The sequence below is a fragment of the Acinetobacter baumannii genome, assembly GCF_009759685.1.
In the GTDB taxonomy this organism is placed as follows: domain Bacteria; phylum Pseudomonadota; class Gammaproteobacteria; order Pseudomonadales; family Moraxellaceae; genus Acinetobacter; species Acinetobacter baumannii.
This window is the reverse complement of record NZ_CP046654.1, coordinates 2251740-2268598: the sequence shown is the minus strand read 5'-3', so window position 1 is coordinate 2268598 and position 16859 is coordinate 2251740. Positions and strand designations below refer to the sequence as shown.

Annotated in this window: 17 protein-coding genes and 1 other RNA gene; all 18 read right to left on the bottom strand. The window is 40.3% G+C overall.

What is annotated here, in order from left to right; all coding sequences use genetic code 11:
• Positions 1-382: 382 nt before the first annotated feature.
• A complete protein-coding gene (locus GO593_RS10805) occupies positions 383-958 on the bottom strand; it encodes a hypothetical protein (protein WP_000067109.1) in 576 nt (191 codons plus the stop codon).
• A 144-nt stretch (positions 959-1102) separates the two neighbouring features.
• Positions 1103-1291 carry a hypothetical protein gene (locus GO593_RS10800; protein ID WP_000642900.1) on the bottom strand — a complete coding sequence of 63 codons (189 nt, stop codon included), beginning with the start codon at positions 1289-1291 and terminating at the stop codon, positions 1103-1105.
• Positions 1291-1965 carry a DUF3800 domain-containing protein gene (locus tag GO593_RS10795; protein ID WP_000560650.1) on the bottom strand — a complete coding sequence of 225 codons (675 nt, stop codon included), beginning with the start codon at positions 1963-1965 and terminating at the stop codon, positions 1291-1293. The genes GO593_RS10800 and GO593_RS10795 overlap by 1 nt, the downstream gene beginning before the upstream one ends.
• A gap of 342 nt (positions 1966-2307) precedes the next feature.
• The gene (locus GO593_RS10790; protein WP_000003532.1) at positions 2308-3750 is read right to left on the bottom strand and encodes a hypothetical protein; all 1443 of its coding nucleotides are present in this window, start codon (positions 3748-3750) and stop codon (positions 2308-2310) included.
• 136 nt (positions 3751-3886) lie between these two features.
• Positions 3887-4090, bottom strand: coding sequence for a single-stranded DNA-binding protein (locus tag GO593_RS10785; protein ID WP_001984265.1), 204 nt, complete (start codon positions 4088-4090; stop codon positions 3887-3889).
• Positions 4091-4413: 323 nt separating this feature from the next.
• Positions 4414-6879, bottom strand: coding sequence for a DUF927 domain-containing protein (locus tag GO593_RS10780; protein WP_001022433.1), 2466 nt, complete (start codon positions 6877-6879; stop codon positions 4414-4416).
• 11 nt (positions 6880-6890) lie between these two features.
• Positions 6891-7169 carry a hypothetical protein gene (locus GO593_RS10775; protein ID WP_001064706.1) on the bottom strand — a complete coding sequence of 93 codons (279 nt, stop codon included), beginning with the start codon at positions 7167-7169 and terminating at the stop codon, positions 6891-6893.
• Positions 7170-7283: 114 nt separating this feature from the next.
• Positions 7284-7595 (bottom strand): hypothetical protein, encoded by a 312-nt coding sequence (locus GO593_RS10770; protein WP_000787400.1) that lies wholly within the window; start codon positions 7593-7595, stop codon positions 7284-7286.
• A 9-nt stretch (positions 7596-7604) separates the two neighbouring features.
• Positions 7605-7973, bottom strand: a complete 369-nt coding sequence (locus GO593_RS10765; protein ID WP_001046480.1) for a hypothetical protein — start codon at positions 7971-7973, stop codon at positions 7605-7607.
• Positions 7966-8520, bottom strand: a complete 555-nt coding sequence (locus GO593_RS10760; protein ID WP_000991775.1) for a BRO-N domain-containing protein — start codon at positions 8518-8520, stop codon at positions 7966-7968. Before GO593_RS10760 ends, GO593_RS10765 begins: the two co-directional genes overlap by 8 nt.
• The gene (locus GO593_RS10755; RefSeq protein WP_001016479.1) at positions 8517-8726 is read right to left on the bottom strand and encodes a helix-turn-helix domain-containing protein; all 210 of its coding nucleotides are present in this window, start codon (positions 8724-8726) and stop codon (positions 8517-8519) included. Before GO593_RS10755 ends, GO593_RS10760 begins: the two co-directional genes overlap by 4 nt.
• A gap of 2 nt (positions 8727-8728) precedes the next feature.
• Positions 8729-8944: a hypothetical protein gene (locus GO593_RS10750; protein WP_000153154.1), complete on the bottom strand. Its 216-nt coding sequence runs from the start codon at positions 8942-8944 to the stop codon at positions 8729-8731.
• Positions 8945-9071: 127 nt separating this feature from the next.
• A complete protein-coding gene (locus GO593_RS10745; protein WP_000151565.1) occupies positions 9072-9698 on the bottom strand; it encodes a hypothetical protein in 627 nt (208 codons plus the stop codon).
• Between the two features lie 149 nt (positions 9699-9847).
• The gene (locus GO593_RS10740) at positions 9848-11077 is read right to left on the bottom strand and encodes a tyrosine-type recombinase/integrase (protein ID WP_002134292.1); all 1230 of its coding nucleotides are present in this window, start codon (positions 11075-11077) and stop codon (positions 9848-9850) included.
• Positions 11078-11256: 179 nt separating this feature from the next.
• Positions 11257-11616: a transfer-messenger RNA gene (ssrA, locus tag GO593_RS10735) on the bottom strand.
• Between the two features lie 161 nt (positions 11617-11777).
• Positions 11778-13763 (bottom strand): gamma-glutamyltransferase, encoded by a 1986-nt coding sequence (ggt, locus tag GO593_RS10730; RefSeq protein ID WP_001042928.1) that lies wholly within the window; start codon positions 13761-13763, stop codon positions 11778-11780.
• 303 nt (positions 13764-14066) lie between these two features.
• Complete coding sequence (locus GO593_RS10725; protein ID WP_000857095.1) at positions 14067-15590, bottom strand: DHA2 family efflux MFS transporter permease subunit; 1524 nt, start codon at positions 15588-15590, stop codon at positions 14067-14069.
• 6 nt (positions 15591-15596) lie between these two features.
• Complete coding sequence (locus GO593_RS10720) at positions 15597-16748, bottom strand: EmrA/EmrK family multidrug efflux transporter periplasmic adaptor subunit (RefSeq protein ID WP_000128703.1); 1152 nt, start codon at positions 16746-16748, stop codon at positions 15597-15599.
• Between the last annotated feature and the right edge of the window lie 111 nt (positions 16749-16859).

Below are 16859 nucleotides of genomic sequence, written 5' to 3'. Positions count from 1 at the left end.
TTAGTCAGCCTTCAAAGGAGAATTTAAAGACATTTACTCTTACGTAGTCTTACGAGATAGTATTTGCCAAAAAAGTCGTAAAGCTTGTGCTATATAGGTTAGAACCTATTTCACCTTTGTTCAAAGATAAAGTTGCTTTCTGTAGGGGGCGTCAAGGTAAATTGAAGATAGGCTGTCTAGCAAAATCATACAGTGTTTTTACACCATTTAAGATGAATTTAGGTTGACGTAGGTTGACAGAATGGGGATTTATCAAAAAGGGCTAAAGCCTTTCTATACATAGGTTTGAGTGGTATTTATTGCCTAATTTCTATCGTATGCCGTCAACCTAAATTCAAGGTGCCTGAAACTTAATTATTCAATAGCCTTTAATCAGACACTATTAATCGAAGATAGGTAAACTCCCTTTAAAAAAAGGGAATTCAAAAAGTGCTATTTCTCTTATTTCTTGTGCCAAAGCATCATCGCCATCGCTATGATTCCCAACATTTAAGTAATAATTTTTCCCATTGCAATGATGGTAAATAATCCACTCACCAGTTAACTTTCCATCATTAATTCTATCTATATATTGCTTCCCAGAACACAAGTATCCTAAGGCTTCAATTCTTTTATCCTGAGGAATTTCAGAGTTATTGAATATATCGCAAAATTCTTTAAAAAAAGTATTATTGAATATCTTCTGCTGCTTATTATTCAATCCCATCTGCTGCTTAATATTCATTGCCATAGATTTAAGCCCGACCTGCTCATAATGCTTATGCCATAACCCTTCTAGGGGCTGTTTAATGAATTTCGTTGCAGGCTTCATTCGTTTATAATTTTTACTTGGTTTTTCTAATTCCCTAATTTCATTAATAATACTATCTAGGTGAGCTCCACACATAAATGCATATAACATTTTTATGATAAAAACAGTTGTGAATCTTGATTCTGTAATTATTTCTAAATTGCTCATTAATAGCCAATTGAAAAAAAATGAACCTCTTGCGGCAGGTTTTCATTATTAGTTTTTAAATTTTCATAAATTTTTTCTATTTTGCCCATAGATACCTTCTAAGTGATTTTCTTAATTTGCTATTTGTTGATTTTGTTTGGAGGGTTAATTTTCTCTTTTACTAATAGCTCTAGCATAAGCACTATTAATCTCATCCGCAGAATAACGGCGATTCAAGATATCTTGCTGGATACTTGTTGGTAGGCTCAATACATCCGCCCTTTTCCCATCAATCATGTTCTGATTTGCTTTACGGATAGGGGCAAGGCTCACACTTCTAAAAAATGCTTTCATTATTGATACTCAAAGAACATCAATTGATTAGATGGATTTGCGACATCAAAATATTGATCTACACGCTCGTCTTTAAACTCATATTTACTCCAAACAAGCCCCGCATAGAAGTCTATGAATTGAAGTTCTTTCGTTACTCGGCTATCGAATGGTTTAACATTCAAAGTTTCATTTAGAACATCATCTAATTGCGAACGCTCTGCAATCATCTGTTTTAAATATATTTCTAAATTCCAGCCTACATTGACTTTTTCACATCGAGAATCAGGAATGAAGTCTATATGCTTATGATTGCATAAATGGTTTAAGAGCATATTTTTAACCATATAGTTATATAGGGCATTAGGGTCATTTCTTAATTTTGTTTTTACCCGTTTTTTGTTTACGGTTATGGATAGCAATTTTATATCTGGGTGGTTTGAATGCAATTTGATAATTTGTTGAACAAATTGTTCTTTTTCTTTTGAGCTAAGATCATATGATTTTAATTCATTATTGAGAGGGCGTTTTCTAGCTTTATAAAATCCAGTCACAATTCGATTAAGATGCTTTGTCTTATCTCTTGGGCAAATCACACATGCTATTGTGAGAGTTCTACTTGACCCACCTTTCCCGTATGGGGCTGTAAAAGTCCAACCTAAATCACCGCTTTCATCTAAATAGATGGCAATCATATAATCCCCAGAAAGACAAAAAGCCCACGAATGGGCTTTAAGATACGGCGTGTAACCTAGTATTGGCGAACTTACAGAACGCTTACGATCATAACGGCATTTATCGCAATTGCTCTAGGCTGATTATTTATAACATCTCCGTTACTACAAGCATATTATTAATCATATGGGGCTTATTTGCAATTGGATGATACAAAAATATGCACTGATATAGACTAATACGGACTTATACGGACTAATCAAAGCAACTGCAACACATCTGCCCTAATCTCTGTTACTTACCAATCTGGTGCTTAAGTACAATATTAATATCCAAATACAATTTTTCTCGTGAGAATTTCTCTAATCCGGAGCTAACCAAGCATTCAATGGACCCACATACTTGTTGATTCCATATGCAAATGATTCTTGTTGATAAGGTGCTCCTTGATAGAGAATATAATCATTTGTTACTTCCAACTCTTTATAAACTTTATTATCTGTAGCACAACTATACAATAGAGCTATACCAATTTCTTTACCAAGCTTTGATGCTCTTACTGTTATATATCCACCAGATTTAACAGGTTGCCCAAAAGAATGACATTGCCATCCATTATCTCTAAGTCTTTTAACTATTTCATCATTCATTTTAGTTGATAAAGTTGCAGAGCGACCTAACCAACCATCATCTGAAGCTGTTGGGTTGAAAGGTAAGCACCCATCGATTTGTAATTGCTGCAAAAGAGTATTTTTGATGACTTGTAAATTTAAGCAAGCAAAAACATCGTTACGAAAAGATTCTGATCTTATATCTGGAGTTGGTGGGAAAATTGATAACTTAGACTCTTTCATGGCAAAACATTCAATAAATGCCAATGCTTGAATTAGACCCATGGCGCGAAAAAAATTAGACTGATTTTGCCAAATTTCAGATTTAGCATGAGCAAAAAAATGTCGATTAAATCCTGAAGTATTTTGGTAGTTTTCGGTATTCTCATAAAAACTATTTTTAAGCCAATTACCTATTAGTTCAATAATTCTAATACGCACATTCATTACTTTCAGCACATCATCTTGAACATACTCTTCGGGAATCCAATCTGCACCTAATATATGATCATGTTTTATATTGTGTTTAGCACGTTTTATGCATCGATCAACTTTAGTTTTTAAATCAAGATTCTCAAAGGAATCCTCAATGATAGTATTTAAAATATCTTCGATCATCGGAATTAAGGATGCTATAGAAGCTACTCTCATTCCGCTATAAAAAGCTAAAATTGATTCTTTAATTAATGGTACATGCTTTGATATAGCTATTGAGTCTGAAAAAGTTTGTACAGTGATGGGAATAATGTTGGAGAAATTATATACAGTCGGGAAAAACTCTTGAAAACGTTTTTGTAACTCCTCTTTAGGCAAAAACTCGTGGTAACCAATTTTCAAATTAGCTACTTTAAAGCCTTCACCTATTTGTTCTCGATTCATAAAGACTGGTGGGAACCAGTCTACTTTAGCCCAGAATTCTTCTTGTTTTTGGAATGGTATAATATTGTTCTGATAAATTTGAATTTCTGATAGTTTCTGTCGAGGTAATAAAGCCGTTACATTGTTTACAATTGAAATCTTAATTGCTGGAATGCTTTGGTTAAAACCAAAAGTACATTCTTCAATCTCAATAATCTCTATCCCCCTTTTTATACAACATATACGCATCTCATCAAGGGTAACCGTTGACATTCTATTTTGATTGTTAAATTTACACCAAATTCCCTTAACTTTTCTTAATTGCTGTTCTGACATAACTAACCTTGATATAAAAGTTGAGTTTATTAATTTAAGCTAAACCTACTAATTGAATTTAAGAATAGCACTTCAACTTTACCCCCTTAACTTTCATTTGTAAGAAATTAGCCTGCCCCTTCCCTTAATATAAACCTTACGGCCTTTGGCAACACTCTTTAAACGATTGTTGATACAGATTTATGCTATTAGCCTCTTTACGCTCACCTGTGGTCTTGTCTTTCCAAAACTCAGTAGTTGCAACGCTGAATGTCGTAACGCTGCCACCGTTGGAAAATTGTTTAGTTTCAGGGTTAAGACCTAACACACCCATGACAGTAACTTTCTTTACGTTTGGCATTGTTCAATCTCTTAATATGCTTGTACTTGTATATGTGTAATTTTAGGTGGACATGGTGGACATTCACTTCTATATACATGATTTTAAATAATTAAATCTGTCCACCCATAGGAAAAACAACATATAAAAAAAGTGGACATTAAAATCATAGTAGGTGGACAAGATATATTTACCTTGAATCATGTCCACCTTATGTCCACCTATTAAAATATGTATATTTATATAAAGTGGACATAATAATATCTATATATAGCAATACATTAACTATAAATATTTTCTTTATGTCCACTATGTCCACATCGTCCACCCTATAAAATCTATTTTCAGATTTCACTATCTGAGTTCTGCATGGCCTCAGTGCTAAAGTGCATCATTCTCGGCCGTGTGCCGTCAGGTAGATTGACGCTAGACTTTTTCACATATAGTTTCTTGCCTCCCTCGATAAACTCTTTAATCCAGCCATGTTTGATTAAGACTTTTTTAACATTCGCCTCGTTCATGCCTATGCACATTTCCTTTTTAAACATGGTCGGCGATACAAGATAGACTTTATCATCAGGATCGTAATACCCAACGCGGTTATGAGTGCGCGGACGGATTACTTCGCCGTCTGCCTGTCTGATTACAGTTAAGTCTTCAAAACGGCTCGTTCCGTTGGATTCAAAAAAGGCTTTGATATGTTCAAGAATCTTTGTTTCTTCCATATTCTCGCCACCGCCTAGACTATTTAGCCAAGTATTAAAACATTGCGCTACGGCTTCAAATGCGCGTCCTTGCTGCCAGCTTGTAATGCCTGCCAGTGTTGCCAGCTCTCCAGCCACCGCCACCAATGCAAAACGGCGTAAAACGCGGTTAGCTTGTCCGTTCTTTGCTTGGGTGTGCTGCTCAATAAAGCTGTCTAGTAATTTCTGGGCCTGCTGCATTACTACATCTTTATCACTGGTCAGATACTCAAGCCATTTGATGCCAGCATGTCCGTAATGCTTCGCAGCAAGCTCATTAATGCGGTTGCCCAAATCGCTTGAATTGCTGCCATAGTTGACACATTCAAATACGCCGTATCCTTTGCCTGCATCACTAGGGATATGGGCGAACCTAAGCAATAAACCTGCATCTAGCTCGATACCGCCACGCCGTAAATGTTCCTCGAGGGTGACTTCGCCAGTGGACGTATACATCAAGTTGAATTGCTTAGAATCCCTATTTTTGCCTGTCTTGCTGCTTCGTGATTTACCTTGCCCACCAGTAAGCATATAAACAATATCCGACACGGCCTTAGGGGGCGCCTGTCGCAATTCATCAAGATTTAGAAAGCTATCGTTTCTTAATTCGGCTTCGTTCTCCAGGGCATTGTCTGTGGTGCGCCATTGTTTCGATACTTCTCTAGGATTGCCCCACACGCTACACGCTGCTTTTGTAATGGTACTTTTTCCATCGGTAGATGAGCCATAGATATGAAAGCCACCACTCTCTAAGTTTAATGGCGCAACCAATTGTCCCGAAAATGCACAAGAAAACGCCAGTACACCCAGTGCATGAGGCTCTATCAAGCGGCTTAGTTCTTGCCATCCTGCAAGGCTGCCATGCACGGCGTAGGGGTTTTTCATTTCACTATTAAATAAAAGTTCTTCTCCGCTAGAATCGCCATATGTTTTGCTTGGCGTAACGTATGAATGACCATGCCATCCGGTACGGTCAACACATCGAAAACGCTTTTCTATTGGATAGTCCTGAATGTAGTTAATAAATACATTCTTCTTATTTGGTTGTCGTGGTGGCATTAATCCATGATTGGCAATGATCTTTAATGCTTCTTGTGCTTCACCCATGAAATGCTCATAGGGAATGAGTAACGTATGCTGAACATTGTCTTTATCATTAAACTGAATTACACGCTTCCAGTTATTATTATTCAAGCTTCTGGCTTCACCTAATATAATTGCTGAATCAGATATTCTGGTTCTAGTACGTTTAATACCGCCTTCTCCATCATCATGTTCCTTCACTAGATATAAGCCATCCATAAGGATATTTAAATATTCGCCTTCCTTGATCTTAAATGGTTTAGCTAAGTGTCCTTTTGCCAGGCTCTTGGCTTGATCTATCGCCACCTTAATCATGCTGTCTAGCTCATCTTGAAGCATAGCAATGTTTGGAGGTTCAGGAATAAATGCCATTTTGACATCCATACCACTGTAACGCCGTTGTATGGCATCTTGCTGATGGACTGGGGCTATCACACATAGATCAGCATGTGCTTGCATCAATATCTTGAGGGTATAAGCATTAATCTTATCTGATTGATACGGTGCATAGATTGGATACGCTGTTTTAAATGCAAGATGAATGTCATCCGTCACAATCAAAGGTAATTCATTCAACTTTGACCGGTTGAAATACAAACCGCCATGGCCGAAAACAATATCCTTAAAACCTTTAATAGTTGGGTTAGTGAATACTGCACCTGTAGGCTGTAAATGCTCGTTGTATAGATCAAATACGGCTAAACCATATAGGGCATTATCATCAGCTTCTCCATATTGGGTGGCTTTCTCAATCACTGAACGGCGGATTTCTACAGGACAACCACCCACCATTTCAGCCATTGCACCGTGTAGTGGATTATTGTTAAATAATGGGACTGTATGTTCTTCAAGTGCTTCAATTATTGAATGACTTGCACCATTGCCCACTTCCTCCAGTGGGCTTTGTTGTGTTTGCGGGGTAATATTTGAAATGCTGCCCTCAAACATATCAGGCTTGGTATCCCAAGTGGGTTTAATGTTCATTGTCCCCCTCCTTACCCATGCCATTCTTTTTTATATTTCTCTGCCTGCTCTGCATGATAGCTGTGACGTTTTTCAGCAATATACTGGTACATATCAATAACATTTTCCAAAGCATAAAAGCCCAAAACATCCTTACCACCAAGTTCGGCTTTTATTTCTTTTAAACGATTTTTAATATCTGAAATTGCTACTTCCATCCAGTTCATATCAAATTCAGCTAATGATTGAATGTCCAATAAATCGCCTGCATCATAAGTTTTAGGCGTGTTTTTAGCGTTTTGGTTATTCATAGTAATTACACTCCCCATACTTTTTTAAGCATTAAAGAAATGCGTTTAACCAATCCCTGCTTTTGTGCAAATGCTGCTGACTGGATACGCTGGCGTGTAATTTGATGGATATTTTTAGGCATGATAATGCGCTCCTGAGTTTGTAGGAGCTTTGCCAATTACGACCAAATAATTTAGGTGGCAAAGCTGAAAGGGGTTGGTCGACCAGTAACTCAGGTGACTGGCAAGCGCGAACGCTTCCCCCTCCAGCTTCGCCATAACATGCGAACGCATAGAGAAATGACGCATACAAAAAAAGCCCTTTAAGCGGACTGTATGCGCTGAGTATTCATAGCCGACCAAAGCTAACTTTGAGATTTTGCTCAAAGCCCGATTAATATAACCATACTTGGGCATGTTAGCAATATCGAATGATTCATTTTTCATTATTGGCCCTCACTGCACACGGTTGATATGAATATTTGAATCAATCAAAACGCCGTCATTTGATAATCCGACTTGCTGGCGGTTATCCATCATCTGCAATAAACGCTGTTCAGCTTCTTCAAAACTGATACCAAAATGTTTGGCAATGTCCTCTAACTGGTACATGGGTTCGCCGTCATCCGTGTAACCGCTTGGCGGTGGCAATAGGTTTAACTCTTTTGCCTTTTGGTGCATTTCCGCTTTGATATGCTCAGGCGTGTAGTGTATTGTCAAAATGAGGGCCTGCTCAGTGATGGGGTGATGTTCCCCATACTGGGCCAGCATTGCTTTGTAATGGTCAAAGGCTTTGAAAAATTCAGGGTTTACATACTTATTCATGGTGTACCCCCTCAAAAGCAATCTGTAAATTTGCTTTGCATGTTTGGATACGCTTGGCGTTTAAATGCTTTTCATATTTACGGCGGTGCATACCTAAACTATGAAATGTACCTTTATCCTTAGATACTTTCTCTTGCATACATAAACGGTTCAATTCTTCATAAGCTGACTGTCTAGCAGAATATGAACCGGTTTTTCTAATTGACGGCAATACCTCAGCAAATACCCAGTTTTGGAAATTCAACGCTTCGGTTTTATTAGATCGAAAGATGATGCGATATAAATTCGGCTCATTAATAAATTTGAGTTTTTGAATACCGCCATTTGTAGGGGTGTGGTAATCCGCCACACCCTTTGAATCTAATGCGCCATTTCGCTTAGGGGTTTCGTTTTTAACGTCCCCCCTTTGAATCTGTAATAAATCAGATGATCTTGAAATGTCTAAAGCCTTACATACATCGGTTAAACAAAACCACGGTTCTTGATTATCATCTAGGACAATACGAACAGATCTGGATTTAAAATCGAAATGGGTTATGGCGTTCATGCTGTCACCTCTTTTAATTCGTATCGGGCATGAGTGCCTTTGCTGTTTAGGTTTGGCTCTTGATGGGTCACAATGTTATGACCTAATAGGCGTAAACGCTGAATAACAGCACTTAGGCGGTAACAATCGCATAACTCTATGGCTTCGGCTTGGCTTAGGGTCTTGCCTTGTTTGAGATAATCTAGGATGACGGTTTGATGGTTCATGGTTATGCCTCCATAGCTGCAAGGCTTTGTTTTTGGTTGTTATGCCACTCTACAAGCTCGGCATAGTCGAAATAGACTGGAGCCTGTTTGGTAGTACCTATTTTTATTGCTTTCGGGAAAGTTTCATCTGTACGCTGAATGTGACGCAATGATTCGCGGCTTATGTCCAATAGTTCACAAGCGGTTTTAAATTGAACGCGGATAGGTTTAATAGTCATAAAAAAGCCCATATATGAAAGAATATGGGCTTATTATGATATTGATTTTTATATTGAAAATATTTGTTCTAGCATAATACCCATTATGCTAGAACAATGGGAATTGTGCTTCCATCTTGGGTGACTTTTAAGATTTGCTATATTTTTTTGATAGCCATAGCTCTATTGTTTTTGGGTTTAAATCAAATTTGCTAGAAAAATCTCTCGCACACCTAGAATAACTGTGAAATGCACCTTTCTCCCATTCTCTAAAAATTTCACTTTTATAAGTATCATATTTTTTGGCTCTAGTTCTTCCGCCTAACGATTGTATTTTGTTAAAAACATTAAGGTCACTTACTATATGAGAATAAACTATCCCTATATCTTTATAAATTCTATCAAACGAATCCATTGCAAAGCCTATATCTTCATTCGTTGGCGGTGTTTCTTTATTAAAAATATAAGAACATACTTGATACGTCGTATAAGCATCGGATAAGGAAATATAGGCGTAATCTTCCATTTTTATCTTAGATGCATCTCTAATTTTTTCTATAATTTCATTTTCATTCTTTTCAAAAATACTTACCACTTGAGGGGTTATTTTATTTTCATAAATATTAGTCATACATTCATGAAATAGTTGTATATCTTGAATACCTATCAAATCAACAAGATTAAGAATATCATTTGCTATTCTACTATCTGACTTGTACGTTTCTCTAAAGTAGCGGCTAAGTTCATAATCAAATTCATCATATTCTATAGTCATGTATACCTCCCACAGCATCCCCAAAATGATGCTAAGTCAATCGGATTGGGTGTCCAACTTTCGGGAGCTAACCTAGACTTAGCAATCTATATATAATCTATATTTACCTATATTTGTGCATTTATTGGCTAGTAGTGCGACATATATTGTCATTTAGCCTTTTTAAACTGAATAATGCTTTGATCTGCAATTTCTTCTAAATGATTCGCATACCATTGCAGCATGATTTTTCTATCATCTAAATATTGAGCCTTGTTATATACGCCTGCCACGCCATCCTTTACGTGTGCCAGTGCTGCTTCAATATGACGTTCATCAAAACCACGATTGTTTAACAAGGTGCTGGCAATGTGCCTAAATCCGTGCGGTGTTTGTCTACCTTCATACCCCATACGGCGCAAGGCCATAATAAAAACTGTGTCCGACTTTGGCTTGCTCTTGTCTGATCTGCTCGGAAATAAATACTCAGAATTGGTTTCGTAAGTTTTTAACTCATTTAGTATGGCAATAGCTTGCCTAGGTAAAGGCACTACATGCTCACGGCGTTTCTTCATGCGCTCGGCTGGTATATTCCATATCCCTTGATTCAAGTCGAACTCCTGCCACTTGGCTTCCCTTAGCTCGGTAGGTCGACAGAACAACATGGCCAAAAGCTGCAAGCCCATCCGAACGTCCATAGTTGGGTAGCTATTAATGGCCCTCAATAGTGCTGGTAACTCCTGTTCACTCACATGTGACATATTTTGTTTTACGCCCTGCTGTAGGAACTTTTGCAGCCCCTCTAATGGGTTGTAATCAATACGGCCTGTCACCTTTGCAAAATCGTATATATCACGACACATGGCCCGAACTCGGTTTACCTGTTCATATATTCCTTGATGTTGCTGAATACCTTTTAAATGATTCATCCATTCAATCGGCTTAATGCTGGTGTACAAGCGTTTACCAAAAATGGGAAATATATGTTTTTCCAATGCACCCTTGTTTCGGGTCATGGTGTCCTTTACCCAAGTATTTGCTTTGGTATCCAGCCATTCACGGGCCAATACTTCAAAGGTGGCATTATTTTGCTCAAGCTCTTGGCGTTTACGTTCTTGCTTGGAAATGATTGGATTATCACCTTGTGATATATCCTTGATTATCTCTCTAGCCTTCTTCCTTGCGCCTGCTCCTGATAATTCAGGATAAGTACCGATACCCAGCCATGACCATTTACCATCTGCTTTTTTATATCTGAATAGCCATGCTTTTTTACCATCAGGCTTTACACGGAAATATAAGCCTTCGCCGTCCAGCTCCCGATATTCTTTTGATTCCGGTTCAAGGTTAGCTAGTACGGTATCTGATAACGGTCTACGTTTGATTTCTGTTCTTTTCATGGCTTGTACACCAGCGAGTTCAACAAAATGTGCAATGTACAAGGCAGTGTACACGGTGCATGTACACTATGGCTAGTTATATTTAGTTATGTTCAGGCAAGAAAAAAGGCCCAATCCCTTTAGAATCAAGCCTTTTCGTTTTAAAACTTGGCATATTTTGCCATGTTTTGTTAGGTATTTGGTGGAGATGGCGGGAGTTGAACCCGCGTCCGCCAGCACTACGCTCGAGAATACTACATGCTTAGATATCGTCTATTGTTTTAACACCAAGTGACCCGACGAACAGGGTACAAGGTGCGATCCTCTAAGTTTGGTATAAAGCCCCGAGGCTTGACTCTATACGGACTTGTGTGCGTGCGCTTCAGTCGGGTTCCCAGACCACAAGTATTCTAGGAAGCGGACAAGCGGCCCTTAGGCAGCTAGAGCGTAAGTTTCGTCGTTTGCGACTATTTAAATGCAAATTTTATTTACGAGAGAAAATGCGCTCTCGGCATGCATCTATGAGTTTCATCACCGGCGTCGAAGCCAATAACATCCCCATGAATGTCTGCACATCATAGCATAACTAAAATAAAATGCTGTGCATTTTATCAACAGTCTGCCACTGATGAACATACTTACATAATTGAGTGCCTTTTGTTTTTTTCAAGGCCCCTTATAAAAAAAGCTGCCAAAAATGACAGCTTTTTTAAAGTTTGCTCTATAAAGCACCATTGCCTAGCACGATCCCTTCACGGCGTGGGTCTACTCCACCTGCGTATTTACTTTGATTATTTATATTTACTTTCATAATCGTTGAAATACCACTGGTTTGCGCAGTGTTCGATATGCCATGCCCTTTTGCTTTTAAGCCTTCAATTAGGTCAACTAAAGAAAGCTGTACATTCGAGCTATCTACATTGGTGTTTTTGCTATTGGTCGCGCCAAAGTTTACAAGCGAAGTGGCCTGCTGTGCATTTAAGTTCCAGTCCAGCGCTCCCACCAAAGTTTTAACCACATATTGAATGATCGTACCGCCGCCTGGTGAACCTGTTGCCATATAAAATTCATCTGGCGTGGTGCCCTTAAATACTAAAGTTGGTGCCATAGTACTACGTGGGCGTTTGCCGCCTTCTACACGGTTGGCAACTGGTGCCCCAGTGCTGTCATAAGGGTTTGCGCTAAAGTCAGTTAACTGGTTTGACAGCAAGAAACCATCCACCATGTGGAATGAACCCATGCTCGATTCAACAGTCGATGTCATTGAAACCACATTGCCATAGGCATCTACTATCGTGAACTGAGTTGTGCCATGTTCAACAGTGGTATCCACTCCTGCCGCTGTATTGAAATTACCTGCTGGTGCTACACCCATACTTTGGTTCGGGTTAATCAGTGCTGCACGCTGCTTCAAGTAGTTTTTATCAATAAAACTTGGAATACCCTGTGCCGGCAAACGAACAAAGTCGGTATCTGCCACATATTTATCACGGTCGGCGTAGGCCAAACGCTCTGCTTCAGACACTAAATGCACGCCCATGACATCGGGCACACCGCCTTCATTTTCAGGGTTTTTAGGTGGGTAAAGCGACATATCAAAGTTTTCTAAAATACCCAACGTCTGTGCAACCGCAATCCCTCCCGAAGATGGAGGTGGCATGGTACATACATAGTAACGGTCACGGTACGTCGTACAAATCGGGTCGCGTTTTTTCACCTGATAGTTCGATAAATCCTGCAAGGTCATCAAACTTGGAGTAATTGGAGTCCGTGCTGGGTCATCACCCACGGTTTGCCCTGCTTTTGCCACAATGGCTTGCGCAATTGGACCAGTGTGCAGTGCGTTTGCCCCTTGTGAAGCGAGTGCTTCAAGTGTTCTGGCATAGGCTTTATTGGTCATGGTCTCGCCGACTTTACGTGGTGATCCATCTGGGTAGAAATAAGTCGCCATTGCATTTGCATCGAGTGCTAAATTGCTTGCATTACTTGCAATGGCATCTGCCAAACGCCCCGGAATGCGAAAACCGTTATCAGCCAAAACAATCGCTTCACCAAAAAGTTGGTTCCACTTAAGTTTGCCATGCTCTTTTTGTGCTTGTTCCAATAAACGCATCACACCCGGCACACCAATCGAGCGACCACTACGGCGCGCACTTGGTACTGGCGGAGGTGAATTTGGGTCATATATATTTTGGCGAATTAAATAAAATTCGTTGGCTGCTGCTGGTGCGGTTTCACGGCCATCATAAGCGGTGACCTGTTTGGTTTTGGCATCGTAATACATCATAAAACCACTACCGGCAATGGTACTCGACTGTGGCTCGACCAAACCAAGTACGGCTTGCACTGCTACGGCTGCATCAACTGCACTACCGCCTGCTTTTAACACATCACAACCTGCTTTTACCGCAAGTGGCGTGTTTGCCACCACCATATATTTATCTGCGTATTTAACCGTGTTACCGAGTCTATAACCCGAAGCACCCTCTGGCGCGGCAGGGTCACCATTTTGGTTTGAACCGACCACCACGCTTGAACCGTCTTGTGCCAGTTTGCTACAACTGGTTGGGTCATTATCTACAATTAAATTGGGTGGGGTTGTATTTGAATCATCCTTGGGCTGATCTGACGAGGAGTCATCTCCACATCCTTGTAATAAACCGACTGCTAATAAACTACTGAACAAAAATGAATATCTTTTATTCACGTGATAACTCCAATATATACGCCTGCCTATCCATGCAATTGTCATGCAAGCTTCTTTGTTTTCAGGTCTTCAGTTTTTTAATCTTTGATAAAAATAAAGTTTTAATAATATTAAATGATTAAGGGTGTTTATTTTGTGCTCTATGTGATGTCTCCTTGTTTGTTATCACACTCTTTTATAACTGATTTGCCCAATTCTGGCATGCTTTATTTCTTTAAATACAGGCAAAATTTCCTATTTATTAACTCACTCATTTTGTAGTAGGCCTAAAAAAAGCACCTCCGAAGAGATGCTTTTTGATGTTTAGTGAGAAGGCATACCGCTGACCTGTTTGGGTTTTGGACAGAGCCAAATGACCAGTCCTGCAAAGACAAACACAATCGCAAATAGCAAAAACACATGGTTTGCCGACATGGTAATTGCTTCTTTATCAACTAGATTTGAAATAATTCCAAGCGTCGAGTCAGCCGTAAAACCATTTTGCAAAAGTGTGTTTTGTACTTCGGTGGTATGAAGGTTTGACACCATTTCACTACGGGCAACTTTGGCGTGGTCGTCCCACACGGTCACCGCAATTGAAGCGCCAATCGCCCCTGCCATGGTTCTTAAGAAGTTCATGAGACCCGCAGCAGATGCAATTTCTTGCTGGAGTACCGAACCAAGTGCAATGTTAGACAGTGGAATAAAGAAGAACGGTACTGCAAAACCTTGCAGGATTTGTGGCCAAGCCAGTGCCATAAAGTCGGCATCTGTGGTCCAGAATGCCCGCATTAAAGTCACAATACCCAGCAAAATTAGACCAAAGCTCGCCAGTGCACGCGGGTCATGTTTGGTCGAGAGCTTTGCCACAATCGGTGACATGGTCAAACTACCAAAGCCCATGGTTGCAGTTAAATAGCCGGCCCACGTCGCGGTATAAGAAAGGTTCATTTGCAGCCACTGCGGAATCAGTACAATACTGCCAAAGAATGCGCCAAAGCCGAGCGACAAGGCCAGTACCGAAATGGCAAAGCCCCTATGCCTAAAGACTTTGACATCCACCACGGGGTGTTTGTCGGTGAGTTCCCATATCAGGAACACCACAAAGCCAATGGCGGCAGTTAAAGCTAAAACCACAATGCTCGTGCTGTTAAACCAGTCGCGCTCATGCCCCAAGTCAAGCATAAGCTGTAACGCACCAATCCACAGAATTAACAGGCCTAAACCAACAGTGTCGATTCTTAAAGAAATAGTTTCTGTTTCGGCTACTCTTAACAAGCGCATTGCTGCTAATACACAGACAATACCAACAGGTAAGTTAATAAAGAAGATCCAGTGCCAAGACAGGTTATCACTAATCAGACCACCCAAAATTGGTCCTAAAATTGGCCCGACGACTGTGGTCATTGCCCATAGGCCCATTGCCTGCGCATGCTTTTCTTGAGGGAAAATACGCATAAGCAAGGTTTGGCTGAGTGGCATAAGTGGACCACCACAAAGGCCCTGCCCAATACGGAAAAACACCAACATTTCTAACGATGTTGCCAAACCGCATAGGAAAGAAAAGACCGTAAAGCCAATTAAACCAAAGATAAAGACCCGCACCGTTCCAAAGCGGCCTGCTAACCAACCCGTTAAAGGTACACAAATCGCTTCTGCAACTGCATATGAAGTAACGACCCATGTCCCTTGTGTGCTTGAAACAGCAAGGTTACCGGTAATATGCGGTACAGAGACGTTGGCAATGGTCGTATCAAGTACGACCATAAAGTTCGACAAGGCAATAACAAACGCTGCCAGTAGTAAACGGCCACCGCTTAACTCGGCAAAAGGTGTTTGCGTTTTCATAAGCGTTTACTTCGCAGATAAGTCGACTTTTGCTTCCATCGACAAGCCAACACGTAATGGGTGTTCAGCAAGTTCTTTCGGGTCAAGTGCAATACGAACCGGTAAGCGTTGAACCACTTTAATCCAGTTACCTGTTGCGTTTTGAGCCGGAATTAAGGCAAAGGCAGAGCCTGTACCACCAGAGAAGCCCACCACTTTGCCGTGGTATTCAACATCATCACCATATAAATCTGATGTTAATGTGACTGGCTGACCTGGGCGGACTTTTTTCAACTGACTTTCTTTGAAGTTAGCATCTACATATAAATCGTTAAGCGGCACAATCATCATCATGCTTGTACCCGGTGCAACGCGTTGACCAACTTGAATATTACGGCGTGTAATCACACCATCAACTGGTGCACGAATCACGGTACGTTCCAAGTCAAGCTGAGCTTGTTCTACATGCGCTTGTGCAACTTGTACATCCGGAGTCGAGGTTTCGCTTACACCCTGAATTAACGCTTCGTTTGCAGCTAAGGTGCTTTCGGCTGCCTTACGACTAGAAGTCGCTTGTGCAAGGCCAGCTTTAGCAAGCTCTAGTCCGGCTTTAGCAGTTTCAACCGCACTTTGTGCTTTGGTGAGTTCTTCTTTAGACACAGCGCCAGAGGCAGCAAGCTGTGCACGACGGTTCAGTTCTAAAGCAGCTTTGTCATAGTCGGCCTGTGCTTGAGCAACCTGTGCTTTAGCACTGTTAATTTCGTCAGCACGAACCACCACTTGAGAGTTTAAAGAACTACTGTTTGCCGCAGTTTGTTTATATTGGCGTTTTGCTTTGGCAAGCTCTGCCTCGGCTTGTGCCAACGCGATTTTGGCATCACGGTCATCAATACGAACCAGCACATCACCGCGGTGTACTGTTTGAGTATCTTTTACCAAAACCTGAGCGACCTGTCCGCTAACCATTGAGGTAATTTGCGCGGTTTCTGCACCGACATAAGCATTATCCGTACTCACCGAGTGATTTAAAAATAATGCCCAGATTGCATATAAAATAGCGGCGATCAATAAAATCAGCGCAAAGAAACCAAGAAATTTTTTGCGCTTGTTTTGCATGTTGTCATCCGAGGCAGATGTTGTTGGCACTGTTTCTTGTACATTGCTTTGTGCATCAGTCATGGTATGTTCCTAAAGATGAGTTGGCTTTGCCATCAATCTCGCACTACACCTTGTTATAGAGTTTTTATTTTTCTATAAACAAGACATACCGCATTGTCAAAGGAGATAATT

What these genes read in the sequence shown, in the direction of transcription:
- GO593_RS10805 (WP_000067109.1), bottom strand. Translation starts at nt 958, where the DNA reads ATGAGCAATTTAGAAATAATTACAGAATCAAGATTCACAACTGTTTTT.
- GO593_RS10800 (WP_000642900.1), bottom strand. Translation starts at nt 1,291, where the DNA reads ATGAAAGCATTTTTTAGAAGTGTGAGCCTTGCCCCTATCCGTAAAGCA.
- GO593_RS10795 (WP_000560650.1), bottom strand. Translation starts at nt 1,965, where the DNA reads ATGATTGCCATCTATTTAGATGAAAGCGGTGATTTAGGTTGGACTTTT.
- GO593_RS10790 (WP_000003532.1), bottom strand. Translation starts at nt 3,750, where the DNA reads ATGTCAGAACAGCAATTAAGAAAAGTTAAGGGAATTTGGTGTAAATTT.
- GO593_RS10785 (WP_001984265.1), bottom strand. Translation starts at nt 4,090, where the DNA reads ATGCCAAACGTAAAGAAAGTTACTGTCATGGGTGTGTTAGGTCTTAAC.
- GO593_RS10780 (WP_001022433.1), bottom strand. Translation starts at nt 6,879, where the DNA reads ATGAACATTAAACCCACTTGGGATACCAAGCCTGATATGTTTGAGGGC.
- GO593_RS10775 (WP_001064706.1), bottom strand. Translation starts at nt 7,169, where the DNA reads ATGAATAACCAAAACGCTAAAAACACGCCTAAAACTTATGATGCAGGC.
- GO593_RS10770 (WP_000787400.1), bottom strand. Translation starts at nt 7,595, where the DNA reads ATGAAAAATGAATCATTCGATATTGCTAACATGCCCAAGTATGGTTAT.
- GO593_RS10765 (WP_001046480.1), bottom strand. Translation starts at nt 7,973, where the DNA reads ATGAATAAGTATGTAAACCCTGAATTTTTCAAAGCCTTTGACCATTAC.
- GO593_RS10760 (WP_000991775.1), bottom strand. Translation starts at nt 8,520, where the DNA reads ATGAACGCCATAACCCATTTCGATTTTAAATCCAGATCTGTTCGTATT.
- GO593_RS10755 (WP_001016479.1), bottom strand. Translation starts at nt 8,726, where the DNA reads ATGAACCATCAAACCGTCATCCTAGATTATCTCAAACAAGGCAAGACC.
- GO593_RS10750 (WP_000153154.1), bottom strand. Translation starts at nt 8,944, where the DNA reads ATGACTATTAAACCTATCCGCGTTCAATTTAAAACCGCTTGTGAACTA.
- GO593_RS10745 (WP_000151565.1), bottom strand. Translation starts at nt 9,698, where the DNA reads ATGACTATAGAATATGATGAATTTGATTATGAACTTAGCCGCTACTTT.
- GO593_RS10740 (WP_002134292.1), bottom strand. Translation starts at nt 11,077, where the DNA reads ATGAAAAGAACAGAAATCAAACGTAGACCGTTATCAGATACCGTACTA.
- GO593_RS10725 (WP_000857095.1), bottom strand. Translation starts at nt 15,590, where the DNA reads ATGAAAACGCAAACACCTTTTGCCGAGTTAAGCGGTGGCCGTTTACTA.
- GO593_RS10720 (WP_000128703.1), bottom strand. Translation starts at nt 16,748, where the DNA reads ATGACTGATGCACAAAGCAATGTACAAGAAACAGTGCCAACAACATCT.